Annotated in this window: 16 protein-coding genes; 9 read left to right on the forward strand and 7 right to left on the reverse strand. The window is 46.4% G+C overall.

Annotation, left to right across the window (positions count from 1 at the left end; all coding sequences use genetic code 11):
* Positions 1–141: 141 nt before the first annotated feature.
* Complete coding sequence (locus tag SYN6312_RS10860) at positions 142–714, reverse strand: DUF2808 domain-containing protein (protein ID WP_015124927.1); 573 nt, start codon at positions 712–714, stop codon at positions 142–144.
* Between the two features lie 263 nt (positions 715–977).
* On the opposite strand from SYN6312_RS10860, the gene leuD reads away from it, so the two are divergent.
* Complete coding sequence (gene leuD, locus SYN6312_RS10865; RefSeq protein ID WP_041430827.1) at positions 978–1577, forward strand: 3-isopropylmalate dehydratase small subunit; 600 nt, start codon at positions 978–980, stop codon at positions 1575–1577.
* Here the strand turns inward: leuD and SYN6312_RS10870 are convergent.
* Genes SYN6312_RS10870 through SYN6312_RS10880 form a run of 3 tightly spaced genes read right to left on the reverse strand, consistent with a single transcriptional unit; the run spans position 1572 to position 3837 of the window.
* Positions 1572–2672, reverse strand: a complete 1101-nt coding sequence (locus tag SYN6312_RS10870; RefSeq protein ID WP_015124929.1) for an ABC transporter ATP-binding protein — start codon at positions 2670–2672, stop codon at positions 1572–1574. The genes leuD and SYN6312_RS10870 overlap by 6 nt on opposite strands.
* Before the next feature lie 6 nt (positions 2673–2678).
* Positions 2679–2843, reverse strand: a complete 165-nt coding sequence (locus SYN6312_RS18950) for a chlorophyll a/b-binding protein (protein WP_015124930.1) — start codon at positions 2841–2843, stop codon at positions 2679–2681.
* Positions 2836–3837 (reverse strand): succinate dehydrogenase/fumarate reductase iron-sulfur subunit, encoded by a 1002-nt coding sequence (locus SYN6312_RS10880; RefSeq protein ID WP_015124931.1) that lies wholly within the window; start codon positions 3835–3837, stop codon positions 2836–2838. Before SYN6312_RS10880 ends, SYN6312_RS18950 begins: the two co-directional genes overlap by 8 nt.
* 199 nt (positions 3838–4036) lie before the next feature.
* Between SYN6312_RS10880 and SYN6312_RS18955 the strand changes: the two genes are divergently transcribed.
* From SYN6312_RS18955 to SYN6312_RS10905, 5 genes are read left to right on the forward strand one after another with little or no spacing between them, the layout of a single operon-like run.
* The gene (locus tag SYN6312_RS18955; protein WP_015124932.1) at positions 4037–4597 is read left to right on the forward strand and encodes a hypothetical protein; all 561 of its coding nucleotides are present in this window, start codon (positions 4037–4039) and stop codon (positions 4595–4597) included.
* Between the two features lie 60 nt (positions 4598–4657).
* Positions 4658–5698 (forward strand): agmatine deiminase family protein, encoded by a 1041-nt coding sequence (locus tag SYN6312_RS10890; RefSeq protein ID WP_015124933.1) that lies wholly within the window; start codon positions 4658–4660, stop codon positions 5696–5698.
* A 26-nt stretch (positions 5699–5724) separates the two neighbouring features.
* Positions 5725–6588, forward strand: a complete 864-nt coding sequence (gene aguB / locus SYN6312_RS10895; RefSeq protein ID WP_015124934.1) for an N-carbamoylputrescine amidase — start codon at positions 5725–5727, stop codon at positions 6586–6588.
* 9 nt (positions 6589–6597) lie between these two features.
* Complete coding sequence (locus SYN6312_RS10900) at positions 6598–8007, forward strand: AAA family ATPase (protein WP_051021008.1); 1410 nt, start codon at positions 6598–6600, stop codon at positions 8005–8007.
* 1 nt (position 8008) lies between these two features.
* Positions 8009–8686 (forward strand): ParB N-terminal domain-containing protein, encoded by a 678-nt coding sequence (locus SYN6312_RS10905; protein WP_015124936.1) that lies wholly within the window; start codon positions 8009–8011, stop codon positions 8684–8686.
* On the opposite strand, the gene SYN6312_RS10910 is transcribed toward SYN6312_RS10905, so the two are convergent.
* The 3 genes from SYN6312_RS10910 to SYN6312_RS10920 all read right to left on the reverse strand — a co-directional run bounded on the left by SYN6312_RS10910 (position 8683) and on the right by SYN6312_RS10920 (position 11393).
* The gene (locus tag SYN6312_RS10910; RefSeq protein WP_015124937.1) at positions 8683–9267 is read right to left on the reverse strand and encodes a Uma2 family endonuclease; all 585 of its coding nucleotides are present in this window, start codon (positions 9265–9267) and stop codon (positions 8683–8685) included. The two genes, SYN6312_RS10905 and SYN6312_RS10910, sit on opposite strands and share 4 nt — an antisense overlap.
* A 133-nt stretch (positions 9268–9400) precedes the next feature.
* Complete coding sequence (locus SYN6312_RS10915) at positions 9401–10093, reverse strand: aldehyde oxygenase (deformylating) (RefSeq protein ID WP_015124938.1); 693 nt, start codon at positions 10091–10093, stop codon at positions 9401–9403.
* Positions 10094–10466: 373 nt separating this feature from the next.
* A complete protein-coding gene (locus SYN6312_RS10920) occupies positions 10467–11393 on the reverse strand; it encodes a LysR family transcriptional regulator (RefSeq protein WP_015124939.1) in 927 nt (308 codons plus the stop codon).
* An 86-nt stretch (positions 11394–11479) separates the two neighbouring features.
* On the opposite strand from SYN6312_RS10920, the gene SYN6312_RS10925 reads away from it, so the two are divergent.
* From SYN6312_RS10925 to SYN6312_RS10935, 3 genes are all read left to right on the forward strand, one after another.
* Positions 11480–12235, forward strand: coding sequence for an SDR family oxidoreductase (locus SYN6312_RS10925; RefSeq protein ID WP_015124940.1), 756 nt, complete (start codon positions 11480–11482; stop codon positions 12233–12235).
* A 190-nt stretch (positions 12236–12425) separates the two neighbouring features.
* Positions 12426–13853: a dihydrolipoyl dehydrogenase gene (gene lpdA / locus SYN6312_RS10930; protein WP_015124941.1), complete on the forward strand. Its 1428-nt coding sequence runs from the start codon at positions 12426–12428 to the stop codon at positions 13851–13853.
* Positions 13854–14134: 281 nt separating this feature from the next.
* The gene (locus SYN6312_RS10935; protein WP_015124942.1) at positions 14135–14392 is read left to right on the forward strand and encodes a hypothetical protein; all 258 of its coding nucleotides are present in this window, start codon (positions 14135–14137) and stop codon (positions 14390–14392) included.
* The last annotated feature ends 67 nt before the right edge of the window (positions 14393–14459 follow it).

The raw sequence follows: 14459 nt of genomic DNA on the forward strand, positions 1-14459 counted from the left end.
TCAGGACAAGGACATTTCCAGAGGAAGGACAACCTGCCTTAGTACCTTAATGGAGAATGAATTAGCCGCAAGAATCGTATGGATCAGTTTGTCAATTGAACCCTGTGAACCCTGACCCCAGCCAAGGGGGGAAAGAACCCTCTAGTTACGGGCAATACTTAAAATCCAAGTCCCGATGTAGCGCATCAGGGGGATATCTCCAGGGGAGCTAATCCGAGCATTGAAGTAGTACATTCCACCTACTTGCGGATTACGCACATTGGAAATCACCACTTGGACATCTTTACCAGCCGGAATCGGTTCTGCGGGAGTAATGTCAATAACTCGATTATCCTGATCCACGGTTGCTTCGGCTAAGGGCATTACCTCACCGGGATCCCGACGTAAACTAAACAAGCTGTTATTGGAAGTTCCCCCTGTACGTAGCTCAATACTTTTGGCATTAAAGTGGCCATCAAAATAATCGGGATAGGTGATATTGATCCGATTAATCGCGACATTTTGCTTGCCCAATCGCAACCAATAACGGTCGTTCATAAAGCCAGGTGTGCCATATTCCAAGTAGTAGCGGAGTTGTTGTTTGCCGGAAGGGCCGTCTCCCCAATTAAAGGTAAACCCAGGATTCGATTGGGCATACACCACGACCGGCACGGCCACCGTAGCTAAACATCCTACGGCTAGAGCTAACGGAAAAATGCGGGTTTGTACGGCCATAAGATACCTACTCAAGACGAAAATACACCTAGGTGACTAGAGATGTGAGGAAAGACTTGTTCACACCAGGCCTCTCAGACAATCAGCCCTCTTAGAAAGTTCCCGATAAGATCCCAGGTAGGAGCGGCCCAAGAGCAAACAGGCTTAACAAATTGACAAAGAAGCTAAATGTATCCTAGCTGGAATTGGAAGAAATAGTTAAATTTCCCCCTAGGATTAGACAAGTTATGATGAATACAGAAATTCGTTCAATACAAGGCGCGATGCAGCAAGTTAATAGGGTTCAGGGGCGAGGTATTGTTTTACGGGGCAATGATATTGACACAGACCGAATTATCCCGGCTCGGTTTTTGCGCTGTGTGACCTTTGATGGCCTGGGATCCCAGGTTTTTGCTGATGATCGTCTCCAGGCCCAGGGACAGCACCCCTTTGACCAACCCCAATTTCAGGGGGCCAATATTCTCGTCACCAATGCCAATTTTGGGTGTGGCTCCAGCCGTGAACATGCTCCCCAGGCCCTCTTGAAGTGGGGCATCCAGGCCGTAGTTGGAGAAAGCTTTGCCGAGATTTTTTTAGGAAACTGTGTCTCCCTTGGCGTTCCTTGTGTCACAGCAACTGCAGCAGCCATTAACCAACTCCAAACGGCTATTGAAACAGACCCCAATTTAGCCCTTGCTCTTGATTTAGATCAAATGCTTGTCACCTTTGGCCAGTCCCAAATTAGCCTGGTCATGGGAGAAGGGATCCGGCAAATGTTTCGTTCCGGCCAATGGGATGCCTGTGGTCAATTAGTGGCCCAAGGGGCACAGATTCGGACAGTGGCGGCAAATTTACCTTATCTGGCCTGGGCTGAGGCTCTATAGCAAGGTCTGACCAGTGGCTTGCTCAAATAGATAGAGATGCCCACTGCTAAAGCCTAGTTTTAACCATTCCCCTAACGTTGGCTGATAATCTGTGGGTGCGATGACTAAAAGGGGATGAGCCACCAGGCCGGGGAGTTGACAATGCAACCAGACTTCTCGCCCCATCGGTTCTATGAGGATCACCTGAGCTTTAAGGGTCATCTCGGCATTTGAGGGGTGCACCTGCAAATGTTCTGGGCGAATCCCCAACTCCAACCCGATCCCCTCCCGTAATCTAGGTTTTAATGCCTCAGGACAAGGAATACCCTGTTCGCCAAACTGCACCTGCCCGGATTGATAGACTCCAGGCCAAAGATTCATGGCCGGTTGCCCCATAAAGCTGGCCACCATACGATTAGCGGGAGCTTGATAAATTTCTGCCGGTGTGCCAATTTGCTGCACTTGCCCCCGATTTAGGACCACAATCCGATCCGCTAAGGTCATGGCCTCAATTTGGTCATGGGTGACATAGAGGGTGGTTACGCCAATGGTTTGATGGAGTTGTTTTAATTCTGCCCTGGTGTCATCCCGAAGTTGGGCATCTAAATTGGAGAGGGGTTCATCCAGCAGAAAGACTTGGGGAGAGCGGGCAATGGCCCGGCCGAGGGCGACCCGTTGTTGTTGTCCCCCAGAAAGTTGCTTCGGTTTGCGGGCCAGCAGGGGGCTAATCCCTAACATTTGGGCGATCCGTTGCACCTGAGCTTGGATTTTGCTGGGGTCTGTTTTCCGCATTTTCAAGCCAAAGCCGATATTTTCAGCCACGGTCAAATGGGGATAAAGGGCATAGTTTTGGAAGACCATAGCGACATCGCGGGCCTGGGCTGGAACTTGATTGACTAAACGGGAGCCGATATAAATTTCTCCAGTGGTAGGGGTTTCCAGGCCAGCAATCAATCTCAAAATCGTGGACTTCCCGCAACCAGAGGGGCCAACCAATACCCAAAACTCCCCATCGGGAATTTCTAAGCTAAGGGGTTCAATTCCCCCACTGGCCTCTGGCCCTAAACGGGAATCCTGAAAGCGGCGGCTGACATTGTGAAGGGTGACACTGGCCATAGGGAGTTAACGGAGGCCGATCCAACTAAAAAAGTCCGTACCGGTGACCAGTTCTAAAACCAACAGGGCCACAAAACCAATCATGGCAAAGCGACCGTTGATCAGTTCGGCGTAATAGCTCCAACCAAAACTGGGTTCTGGGGTTGTCTCAGGGGAATCTGGCTCACTCATGGGAACGAACTCCTTGATCGGATTGGCTCTTTTCTAAGGATTGCACAGACTCAATTAATCCTTGCACCTGGGCCTGGCCGGCTGATTTTTCAAACCTCATCGGGAATTTCCCCCGTTTCACCATCCGCCACCCCAACGGCAGCAAACTCAGCACCCCCCGCACATCCCGAAATTTATTGCCGACGACTTCCAGGCCAAACTTGCGCTCATCAACCCAACCCCCGCGTTTGACTAAATCCACTAAAACTTGGCGATGCCGAATCGGACGCGGGGCCGGTAATCCCTGGGCTTGCTCGAGAATTTCTCCCTTAATCTTGCTAATTTGATCCAATGGTGCCACATCCATCGGACAAACCGTATTGCAATTAAAACACCGGGTACAGCCCCACACTCCAGCACTAGAGTTGTACTGCTCCAGCCGTTCGGCCTGGGCCTGGTCGCGATTATCTGCCAACATCCGATAGGCCTTAGCGAGGGCATGGGGGCCGACAAATTCAGGATTGACCTCTTTGCCATTGCAGTCAGAGTAACAGGCCCCGCACATAATACAGTTGCCCATCTCATTGAGTTTGGCCCGTTGGTCTGGGGTTTGGCGAAATTCCCGCTCTCCTAAATTGCGCGCCGCCGCGCTGACGTAGGGATTAACATCATCTAGGTTTTGCCAAAAGGGTTGCATATCTACAATTAGGTCACGGACAATCGGTAAGTTCCCTAAGGGGGCAATGGTGATCGTCTGGGGCTGTAGAGACCACTTCAGTTCATTGGCGACACTGTTTTGACAGGCCAAGGCGGCCCGGCCATTGATCCGCATCGCACAACTACCACAGATCGTATTGCGGCAATTTTTGCGAAAGGCTAGAGTCCCGTCTTGTGACCACTTAATTTGATTCAGACAGTCGAGAACCGTCGCTCCGGGGGAAATATCAAGGCGAAAGGTTTGGGAATAGGGGGGCGCATCCGGGGCCTGGCGGAGAATTTGGACATTGAGTTCCATAGCAGCTAATGATCACTAGTTCTAGCCTATAGCAATCCCTGAAAACCGGGCAGATTTAGGAGAATTCTTAGACAGGCCGAGAGTCTCATTCAATCTATCTTCACATGACCGATCACTGCCACAAGCGGCCTACCTATGACTGTTGTTAGCCTAATTCATGACATTATGATTGCCCAGAGATTGGGGTTAGACTACAAGCATGGTGACGTTACTCGGCCTGTTACCCCGCTCCTTAACGACATTTCTCTTTGCCCTTGCGGCCCTCTTCAGATTTTATGGAAACTCCGACACCATCCCCCTCCAACTCTTCCCCTTTACCTACCTCCAGTGGAGTTTTGCAACCTTCATGGCGGCCACATTGGCTTTGGTGGTTAATCTCGGCCTTGAGTGGAACACTGGACATCGAAGCCGATATCGTGAGATTGAAGCAAGAGAGCGAGAAAGACAACGAGATCGCCGAGCAGACGAGGAAAGACAGAGAGCGGATCGAGAACGAAATCTTGCAAGTGAGGAAAGACAGAGAGCAGATCGAGAACGAAATCTTGCGGATGCAGAAAGAAGACAAGCAGAGCGAGAAAGAAGACGAGCAAATGAGGATCGCAGACGAGCGGTGGAGGAAAGAGGACGAGCGGCTTATCGAGCTTATCTCCAAAGTCAATTTGCTGTTGTCCAGTTACGGTATACCCTCGAACCCTCCCCCCAAACTCGAGGAGCCTTGATCAATCTTCTCGCGTTGTTGGAAGAATATGGTGGCGTATAGGCATCTCCAGGCCTGGACTCGGTACAATTTAAGCGTATTTTCGCTCCAGGCCCAAGAGTGATGATGGTTCCCCCAGCCCAAGGCTTTTTTCATCCAGCAGAGTGGCAATTTCACCAGGCCTGTTGGTTAGCGTTTCCCAGTCATGCAGAGTTGTGGGGTGAGAATTTACCATCTGTGCAAGCTGAATTTGCGGCTCTCTGCCAGGCCATTGCGTTTCCGGATCCACTTACAGGACAGCCCCAGGGAGAGCAATTAAAGATTCTCGTTTTAGATGCCCCAGGAGAGGCAACGGCCCAGGCCATGTTGAACGGGCTAAACCCGGAGTTTTACCACATCCCCTTTGGAGACATTTGGCTGCGAGATACGGGGCCGATTTTTTTACGCAATCAAGGGGGCCAAGCTGCGACAGTCCGGTTTCGGTTTAATGGCTGGGGGGAAAAGTATTCCTTACCCGGAGATGCTCAGGTTGCTGAAAACATTGCCCAGGCCGTGGATTTACCCCAATATTCCTTTCCCTTTGTCTTAGAGGGGGGAGCAATTGAAACCGATGGTGCAGGCACTTGTTTAACGACCCGACAATGTTTACTCAATCCAAATCGCAATCCCCATTTAACGCCATCTGAAATTACAGAGTCTCTGAACGCGGTCTTTGGTTATCAAAAGGTATTGTGGCTGGATCAAGGCCTGGAACATGATCATACCGATGGGCATATTGATACCTTGGTGCGCTTTGTCCGGTCTGGGGTGGTCGTCTGTATGGAAAGTTTGACTGCGGAAGATGTCAATGCTGCAACGTTACAACAAATTGCCCATGATTTAGAAACATTCACCGATGCCCAAGGTCGTCCTTTAGAGGTGGTCAAAATTCCTTCTCCCGGCCTGGTTTTAGATGGGAATGGAACCGTGCTGCCGGCCAGTTATATCAACTTTTACATTGCTAATAAAACCGTCATTGTCCCGACCTATGGCAGCGAGTTTGATCAACCAGCCGTTAAGGCCATTGCCCAACTATTCCCGGAGCGCAAAACTATCGGACTCAGTGCCAAGCATATTCTCTTGGGGGGGGGGGCTTTTCACTGTATTACTCAACAACAACTCTAACTTCAACCTTCACTTAAAAACTACCCATGAAAAACCTCACTGTTGCAGCAATTCAGATGGCGTTTAGCTCGAATCGGGATAAGAATCTCCAAAGCATTACAGATTATATTCACCAGGCCAAGGCTAAGGGTGCGCAAATTATCTTACCTTCAGAACTCCTAGAAGGACATTACTTTTGTCGAGAAGAAAAAGAGGAATTTTTTGCCCAGGCCCGCCCTTTAGAGAACCATCCAACGGTTTGCCATTTCCAGGCCCTTGCGGCAGAACTTAATGTGGTTATTCCGGTTTCCTTATTCGAGAAGGCTGGCCCGGCCTATTACAACAGTGTCGTGATTATTGATGCCGATGGCCAGGTTTTAGGGGTCTATCGGAAAAGTCATATTCCTGATGGGCCGGGTTATGAGGAAAAGTTTTACTTCCGGCCGGGAGATACAGGGTTTCGGGTTTGGCAGACTCAGTTTGGGATCATTGGGGTGGGAATTTGTTGGGATCAGTGGTTTCCCGAATGTGCCAGAGCCATGACCCTAATGGGAGCCGAGGTGTTATTATACCCAACCGCAATTGGCAGTGAACCCCATGATCCAGGCCTGGACACGAAAGACCCTTGGCAGCGCGTCATGATCGGTCATGCAGTCGCCAATATTATCCCAGTAGTGGCCGCAAATCGAATTGGGAATGAGGATGGCCAGGTGTTTTATGGCAGTTCATTTATTGCCGATGTTCGGGGGGATAAAGTGGCAGAGCTGGATCGCAATCAGTCAGGAATTATTACGGCTACATTTGATTTAGAACAAGTCGAAAGAACACGAGCAGCTTTTGGCTTTTTCCGAGATCGGCGCACCGATTTATATCACGTTCTCTTATCTGGAGATGGAGCCTTAAAAAGTTAGCTTATGGACATGAAACACTATGCAGAAATATTTACTCAAGTCAAAGTTTGTCAAACAGAAGCCGATGTCGAACAAAAAATCATCATTCCATTTTTACAAGGCCTGGGATATGCCGAAGCAGATTGGCTGGCTCAAAGTAGTGTGGATAAATTAAGACCCGACTTTATTATCAAGCCAAGTGAAGCCACAATCAAAGATTTTAGTTATCTGATTATCGAAGTCAAAGCTCCCACAATCAACATCAACAATAAAAGCAACCAACTCAAAACCTACCTGACTAAAACCAAGGCTATCTTTGGCCTGATTAGCAATGGCAAACATTTGCGCCTGTTCTATCACAATCCATTTCAGCCTGTCTCAGTAAAGCTCGTAGAAGAAATTGCAGACACAACCAATCTGACAAAACTCAAAAAACTAGTTACATTACTTAATAAAAGAGTCGCGCTTAGTTTTATTCATCACTTGTATCAAAGACAACAACAAGCCTATACCCAATTCAGTAAGGTGGTGACTAAGGTTTATCCTAGCTTTAGTAATCACCCTCCTGTAATTCCCCAAACAAAGCCCATGATTATTACAGTCTTCAACAACAAAGGCGGAGTTGGTAAAACTACTCTCACGATTAACCTTGGGGCTGCTCTGGCAAAGTTGGGAAAAAGAGTCTTACTGATTGATATAGACGCTCAGGCAAATTTAAGTATTGGTCTTCGTGTTGATCCCTTAAAAGATGTGGAAGATGTGGGAAAGAAAGATATTACTCATCTATTACTAGAAAGAGATACAACATTACAAGATGTCATTCACAGAAGAAGATGGGGAGACTTGACCCTAGATATTGTTCCATCCCATATTCGATTAGCAGATATGGAACCAGATTTAATGAGAATAATTGATGTTGATCGGGTGTTATCTAGGAAATTAAATAATCATGGTTATGACTTTGTGTTGATTGATCCACCACCATCATTTAGCAAAGTTAACGCTATTGCTCTTGTTGCTTCAACCGCAATTCTCATTCCAACTGAGCTATCTTCCTACCCTATTCGAGCTTTAGAGTATGTACTCAATAGAACATTTATTATTTCCCAGTCTATTGAACGTCCGATTCATGTACTTGGAATTACGGTTAGTCGCTATGACAAGAGGAATAAAGACGAGAATTTAGTAATGAAGGAAAGTTTATATAAAATACTTAATAGGATTAACCAAAGGGTAGATATTCTTCCTGAAAATACATGGACTCCTCAACTCCTTGCTGTATCACGTTCTACAGAGAAGAAATGTCCAGTTCAGTCAGTTGAATTTTATGAGCAATCATCCTCAAGTGATAAAGATTCATTGGATAGGATCACCACTTGTTATGAGAATTTAGCCAAGAATATTATTGAGCAAAATCTAAAGCTACAGGAATCAAATTAAGATGACAGGATATTTAGATCAAAACGAGCAGATTTATAAGCATTTGAAACTACGAAAGCTTTTACACGGTGAAATATACACTGATTCAGTTATTTCTAAATCTTCTTTCCCTATTGATACCGAAAGAATAAATGTAGTTGGAAAAAGTATTGTTCAATATCAAGGTAATATTTCACCTCTAGTGGTTCGTCAGGTTGAAAAAGGTGATGATGTTTTTTATGAAATTATCTACGGCGATGAAGTTTATGAAGCAGCAAAGTTAATAAATGCACCAAAGCTGTGGGTCTGGGTAGTTGACATTTCGGATGAGCAGGTTCCAATTATTCAAAAAGAGATTTCAGAAATTCTTGGAGATCAAGAAGAAATTATTGATCTTGTAAAACTTTCTGAAATGATGCAGTCTTTACATTCCTTAGAAAATCAGATACTTAAGTTACAACAAAAAAGAGTTGATCAAGTCAACAAAATCCTACAGTTAATTAATCCATTGCCTAAAATACTGAAGATAAACTCGGTTACAGACTCAGAATTGGTGCAAGTACCTGGAATTAAAGATAAATTATCCCAAAAAATAATCAAAGGCCGCCCGTACAGAGATACTCAAGATATTAAAAAAAAGCTACCTAAAAACATCGTCAATGCTTTAAATAGTCACTTCCAAGAAATTGTTTTTGATTAGTTTTTATCAATAGCTTCTTCCATAGTCGTTGTTTCTTCATAAACCCGCGAAATATTTCCAAGAAAATTCAGAGACTTCAACATAAATTTATCACTCGTAAAACTTTGAAACATCCATGAATTACTTTGACTTTTTTGAAAACAATCTATTTTCTTTCTCTTGGCACTGACTAGAATATATTCTTCTAGACTTTCCAAACTCGAATAATCATCAAACTTATCGCCCCGATCAAACGCTTCGGTCGAGTCAGATAACACTTCAATGATGAGCTTTGGAAACTGCTTGTAAGTAGTGTTGTCTCGATCTTGGGCATCGCAAGTTACAAATAAGTCTGGATAGTAGTAGCAGTTTTTCTTTTCAATCCTGACTTTCATATCACTCATAAAAATCTGACAGCCCAGGCCCCGGACATGATCCCGTAGCATCGTGACTAAGTTGATACAGATCGTGACATGATTACTGTTTGCCCCAGCCATTGCATAAACCAGGCCATCAATGTACTCATGCTTTTCTGGGCTATTTTGCTCTAATTCCAGGTACTCTTCTGCACTGACATCGGTTGAGCTAGATTGGGCAATCATAAACGTGACCTAGAGGCTGAAACTTGCTGGCTGGGTTAAATAACCTGATTATACTCACCAGGCCCCAACAAGCTCCTAAGCTCCTAGGTCTTACTTAAACTTAGTTGTAGGAATATAGGCTTAATCAGTTGCCTTAAGCAGCCACCAGGCCATGCATGGACATTTTCATAATTTCTCTGGTGGTAAAGCCAATATTTTCCAACGCCCCACTGTACTGAATCATAAAATCTTCCACCAAAGCATCCTTGTCCATCCCTAAAACCTTGGCATCCTTTTCAACTTCATTCAACATCCGCCAGACTAGAGGTAAGTTGTCCTTGTTAGCCGTTTCCACCTCAGCCTTAACCGCTTCAAAATTCTCTTGGAGCCAAACTTCCCCAAAGTTCAAATGGGAATACTCGTCTTTGACCACGCCCTCGGTAATTTTCCGGGCAAAATCATCGGCCATTGGAATATAGATGTTGTACGCCGCAATCGCAAAACATTCAATGATCAGGGCCTGGATCACCAAGCAGGTAGCAATTTTTCCCTCGGCCGCTGCCACTTGGAAATTATTGTGGAGATCCGCAAAAAACTTTTCGGCAAAGTCTAAATCAGGGGAAACGGCTAAATTTCGCCCACAGGCCTCAAACCCTTTTTTATGGCGGGCTTCCATTTTCGAGAGGCGAAGTAAATCCTCTTCATAGTCAGGGATAAGCTTAGTCAGGGAAATATAGTTTTCGTGAGCCTCTTTTTCTCCCTCAATCACAATCCCGTTGATCCGGCTGTAAGCATCTTTATAGGTCTCACTGGTGTAGTCGAGGGTAGGGGCCTGGATGGGGGACATAGTGAACCGAACTCCTAATTACCTGAACAGGTTTAGCCACTCAGGGCCAATAACTGATCCCAAGATACTACAACTTAACCATAAATTGTGACCCTAGGGCTTCAATCCTAGCTAACCACGACAGGCAAAATCAGGATAGTCACAGTGCTACTGCTAATCTTTTTGACTAGAATTTATGAGTATCATTCTAGCTTTTTCAATGAATTACCAATTTCAATACACAACATAGATTTAGACTTATCAAATATCCATAGATTACTATCCTCCATCCCTTTTCCCAGCAGCCTAATATAGAAGCTAAAACTTAATGATCACCTAATCCCAGTAAAACCAATTTAGGTCAACCATCAAATCGTAAAAATAAGCCTTTTATCTAAGAAATCTTGAGCAAATTTTCTCGACAAACCTGTTGAATGACTTGTCTTAGCCAACGATTCGCAAGATCCTGATCCTGAAGTTGATGCCAAACCAGCGAAACAGGCCAAGAGGGAAGGTTCAGGGGAATCTCAAAGGACGCTAAAGCATAGTTATCCAGTAAATGGCGACTAAAACAGGTTGGCACGGCAGTTAAAATATCCGATGTTGTAATCACATCCGGCAAAATAAACCAATAGGGAGTTGTTAACAAAATGCGGCGGTTTAAGCCCTGTTCAGCCAAGGCCTGGTCAATAATTCCCGTTGCATCCCGACGCAGGGTAAACAAGGCATGGGGAAATTGGACAAAATGCTCCAAGTCCATGCAATCAATAGCCGGATGATCCGCCTGACAAATCCCGACCAACCGCTCTAAGAACAACGTTTCTTGAACACAATAGTTGGGTAACTCGACAAACGTTCCGAGAACACAATCAATCACACCCTCAGCTAACAGATTAAAACAAGATTCTTTTTGCACCGTCATCAGGCGCAGGTCAATCTCTGGGGCGGTCTGGCTCAGAATGTCTAAAATTTTCGGCACAATCAGATTTGAGAAATAATCAGGGGCGGCAATCGTAAAGGCTCGTTTGGTGGTGGCCGGATCAAATAATTGTGGCTCAATTAAGGCATCGCGAATCATCTCTAGGGCATGGATCAGTTTTGGGGCAATGGCCTGGGCGGTGGCAGTGGGTAACATCTGTCGGCCAATCCGAATAAACAATTCATCTCCAAAAATCACCCGTAATCGCCCTAACGCAGAACTCATAGCTGGCTGTCCCACATGGATGCGCTGAGCTGCCAAAGTAACACTTTGCTCTTGATACAACGCCTCAAATGCGATCAACAAGTTTAAGTCAATATTTGCCAGGTCTATTGATTTCATTGATGGTTAGTATGCTTGAAATTGATTTGACCAATAATAACTTTATCATTATGCTTAAGCTTGGCAATAAATACCTAGGATTCAGCATGAATATTTCCGGCTCAGTGGCTCTTATTACTGGGGCGAATGGAGGAATTGGTTCGATTTTTGTTCAGGAGTTACTGAAATTAGACGTTAGTAAAATCTATGCCTGTGCGCGGGATGTTTCTAAGCTGAATCAGTTAGTTGCTTTAGATTCGCATCGGGTGATTCCTGTAGAGTTGAATGTTGTTAATGCTGAGGCCGTAGCTCGGGTCGCCAAAGATTGTTCGGATGTGAGTCTATTGATCAACAACGCCGGAACATCTCTGAATCAAGGGTTAATTGCGGCGGCTGACCTTGAGGCGGCGCGGTTGGAAATGGAACTCAACTATTTTGGGGTGTTATCCATGTGCCGTGCCTTTGCCCCAGTCCTTAAAGCTCAAGGAGGGGGCGCAATTGTCAACATTCTGTCCCTGCTGGGAAAAATTAATCTCCCCTTTAGTGGCTCCTACAGTGCGTCTAAAGCAGCTGCATTTTCCATGACTCAAGGCATCCGGGCAGAACTGATGGGCCAAGGGACTTTAGTGATTGGAGTCATGCCGGGGACCGTCAATACAGAATTGGCGAAAGATTGGCCTGATCCCAAGGTTGAACCCACAGAAGTCGTTAAAGATACGCTCCAGGCCGTGATAGATGGTCAAGAAGATGTCTTTCCAGGTGAACAGGCCCAGCAAATTGCGAGTCAGCTCCTCACGGATCCGAAGGGTGTCGAGAAATACTTAGGGAATTTCTTGCCGGGTCTGTCTTTGGCTGGACTTTAGCTTTAGATTGAACAGCTCTGAGGCATCGTTGACTTAACCTTTTTTACCGAACCAACCCAGGCCCGGGACACCCGCAATCCGATACGATTAAACATTGGTAGCTTTCGTAGCTCTGGTGGCCACAACCCAAGACCATCCAGGTAATCACCTAAGTTTTTATCGTGTCATTGTCTAAGAAGGAGTCCGCAGCGTGAGTTTTGACTATGATTTGGTCATTATTGGGGCCGGAGTCGGGGGCCACGGAGCGGCACTGCATGCAGTCAGTTGTGGCTTAAAAACAGCCATTATCGAAGCGGCGGAAATGGGGGGCACCTGTGTGAATCGGGGCTGTATTCCCTCCAAAGCTCTTTTGGCCGCATCCGGTCGTGTTCGGGAACTCAAGCAGGTCCACCATCTCCAAACCCTGGGGATTCAACTGGGTCAAGTCAATTTTGAACGGGAGGGCATTGCGGATCATGCCAAAAATCTGGTGCAAAAAATCCGCGGGGACTTAACCAACAGCCTCAAACGCTTGGGGGTGGATATTCTCGTGGGTCGGGGCAAAGTCGCTGGGCCTCAAAAAGTCAGTGTGACCACGCCCACTGGGGAAAAGACCGTCACCGCCGAAAACATCATTATTGCCAGTGGCTCGATTCCCTGGGTTCCTCCCGGCATTGAAGTCGATGGCAAAACCGTCTTTACCAGCGATCAGGCCGTGCAATTGGATTGGCTGCCCGATTGGATTGCGATTATTGGCAGTGGCTACATTGGCCTGGAGTTTTCCGATATTTACACGGCTCTCGGCTGCGAAGTCACCATGATTGAAGCCTTGGATCAGCTCATGCCCACCTTTGACCCCGACATTGCCAAGTTGGCCCAACGAGTTTTAATTACCCCACGGGATATTGAAACCCACACGGGCAAAATTGCTAAAAAAATTACCCCTGGATCTCCGGTTGTGATTGAGTTAGCGGATCCCAAAACCAAGGAAGTCACGGAAGTTTTAGAAGTGGATGCCTGTTTAGTGGCCACGGGGCGAATTCCGGCAACCAAAGACCTGGGACTGGAAACCGTGGGTGTGGAAACCGATAAGCGGGGCTTTATTACCGTCAATGATCAGATGGCGGTGCTGAAAGATGGTAAACCTGTAGCGAATCTTTGGGCGATTGGGGATGCCACTGGCAAAATGATGTTAGCCCATGCCGCTTCGGCCCAAGGGATTACGGTGGTGGAAAATATTGCCGGCCGGCCGCGGGAAGTGAATTATCGGAGTATTCCAGCCGCTGCCTTTACCCATCCAGAAATTAGCTTTGTCGGATTGACGGAACCGGATGCCAAAAAACTCGGCGAGGCGGAAGGATTTCCCGTTACCAGTGTTCGTACCTATTTCAAAGGCAACTCTAAGGCCCTAGCCGAGGGAGAAACCGATGGCATTGCTAAGGTAATTTTCCGGCCGGATACGGGAGAAATTTTAGGCACTCATATTTTTGGCCTGCATGCTTCGGATTTGATTCAAGAAGCCGCCAATGCCATCGCTAAAAATACTCCGGTGCAAGAACTCGCCTTTATGGTGCATACTCACCCCACCCTCTCAGAAGTCTTAGATGAGGCCTTTAAGCGAGCGGCGGAAGTTGAGTAACGCCAAAACTCCAGCCATTCAGCCTAGAGGTACTCAGAGAAACAGGAGGTTGAGATAATAGCATGTAGTGGTTTAACGCTCTCTTTTCCACTCCGGTCTGATTTTCTTGCACAAGTCGTGATACCTCATGATCTAACTGCTTTCGAGGCAAGACGGTTAGGAGATTTTCTATTGACAATTGCTGTTGATTATCAACCAGAGTGAGCGATATGCAGAATTAGTAAAATCCTAATCAAGAAAGAGTTCGTTATCCTTAATCTAAATGGATTGAGGCCGGACTGATGAGGGCAGTTGAAGTCACAGGTGTTGTAGATGCGCAAGGGAATTTGTCCCTCCAAGAACCTGTGCCTTTGAGGGTTCGAGGGGCTGTGCGGGTGATTATTTTGTATCCTGAGCAGACAGAAGACTTTGAGGAAGATGCAGACGATACGTCAGTAGTGGAAGAGATAAAAGCAAGTTTACGCCGAGCGTTACAACAGGCAACATCCGGACAAAGAATCCCACTGTCTCAGATGTGGGCAGGGATTGATGCAGAATGATTGATAGCTTTCCAATGCAGCGTCTAATCTGAGCCTAATCACGGAGATTTTATCTTCAGAACGCCTT

Source organism: Synechococcus sp. PCC 6312, assembly GCF_000316685.1.
In the GTDB taxonomy this organism is placed as follows: Bacteria; Cyanobacteriota; Cyanobacteriia; order Thermosynechococcales; family Thermosynechococcaceae; genus Pseudocalidococcus.